This window comes from Streptomyces sp. NPDC090442, from assembly GCF_044769405.1.
Taxonomy (GTDB): domain Bacteria; phylum Actinomycetota; class Actinomycetes; order Streptomycetales; family Streptomycetaceae; genus Streptomyces.
Genome location: NZ_JBIVXW010000247.1, coordinates 1 through 1494 on the forward strand (window position 1 = coordinate 1; position 1494 = coordinate 1494).

At 65.5% G+C, this 1494-nt stretch carries 1 pseudogene; it reads right to left on the reverse strand.

Annotated elements, in window-relative coordinates:
* Nucleotides 1-117: 117 nt before the first annotated feature.
* A pseudogene (locus tag ACIQU6_RS44785) lies at nucleotides 118-1373 on the reverse strand (ISAzo13 family transposase); the annotation flags it as partial.
* Nucleotides 1374-1494 lie beyond the last annotated feature (121 nt).

Genomic DNA, 1494 nt, shown 5'->3' on the forward strand with positions numbered 1-1494 from the left:
ACCACCCGGGCCATCCACGACATACCCCAACGAGCACTCCCCATCCTGGGCATCACCAACAACCCCGACACCTACGGAACTTGATCGAACCCTGGGTCAGGGCGGGATCGATTTGTTGTCGGCTCGGTGCCGGCTCGGTGCCGGCTCGGGGTGCCGGGGTGCGACCGGTGCCAGGGTGTAGTTCCAGTCGCCGTGGAAGGCGTGGGGTGTGATTGGCAAGGCATGGAACTCGGCGGGTGGGACTGTGATGCCCAGGCCATATCGGCCGGTTCGGCTCCGATTCTGAGCCCGGTGCGAGTGGTCGTGGCGGCGATGGTCTCGATGACGACCTGGTAGCTGGTCAAGGGCCTACCGCGCCAGTTCGCGGTGATGTGGCAGAACATCCGGTGTTCGATCTTGTTCCATTTCGATGTTCCGGGTGGGAAGTGGCAGACCGTGATCTCCAGTCCACTTTCCAGGGCGAAGGCGGCGAGGTGCTTCTTCCATGTCCAGCGGCGAGGGTCGTTGGAACCACCGCAGTCGGCGGTGATCAGCAGCCGGCCGGCGTCCGGGTGGTCCTTCCGTCCGCGCTGCTGCCACCAGCGGCGGATGGATTCCACAGCGAACTCGCCCGTGTCGTGGTCGGTCCTGACGTTGACCCAGCCGGAGTTGCGAGCGATGTCGTAGATCCCGTAGGGGATGACCACGGGCTGGTCGCTGGTGGTGAACGTGTGGCAGTCCACACGGATGGGGTTCTTGCCCGGCCGCCAGGTGCAGCCGGGTCGGTCGCGGTTGCCGAGCCACTCTTTGGCCTTGGTGTCCACACTGATCACTGGTTGGTTGTCTTCGAGGAAGGCTGCGGCAGTGGCGTTGATGTGCGTGAACTGAGCATCCCGATCCGGATGACTGGCACCTCCTTCTGTGGTCTTGGCGGTGCCCTGCAGGCTGTATCCCAGAGTGTGCAGCAGGCGTCCAACGGTCGCCGCGCTGACAGGGTGGCCCTGAGTGGTCAACGCTGAGGCCAGGGACCGCAGCGAGAGCGTGGTCCAGCGCAATGGCGAGACCGGATCGCCACGGGTGTGCGGCTCGATCAGAGCTTCAAGCGCGGGCAGCAGACCGGGGTCGGTGACCGTCACCGGCTTACGGCCGGCTCCTGGAGCCCGGATCCGCCCGGCTGGCAAAGGGCGCTCGGACAGCTCGGCGATCCCGCGTGCGATGGTGGCCACACTGGCGCCGGAAGCGTCGGCCACCAGCGTGATCCCGCCGTGGCCAAGCGCGGCGGCCTCGCTGGCCAGGTAGATCCGACGGCGCCGCTCATCGAGGTGGGGAAGGAACTGATCGAACTTCGCCCTCAAAGCCACAACTGAAGCCCGAGCGGCCGTACGCGCAGTCACGCCTCATTGTCCCGCCAACACCCTTGCTCGGCTTTGTAGCGAATTGCGATCTTGAAGAGAGTGGTTGCTTCCCGTCCGGGTGAGCTGGGCCTGATGTGCGGCTGGTTGGGCTGGATGTGAA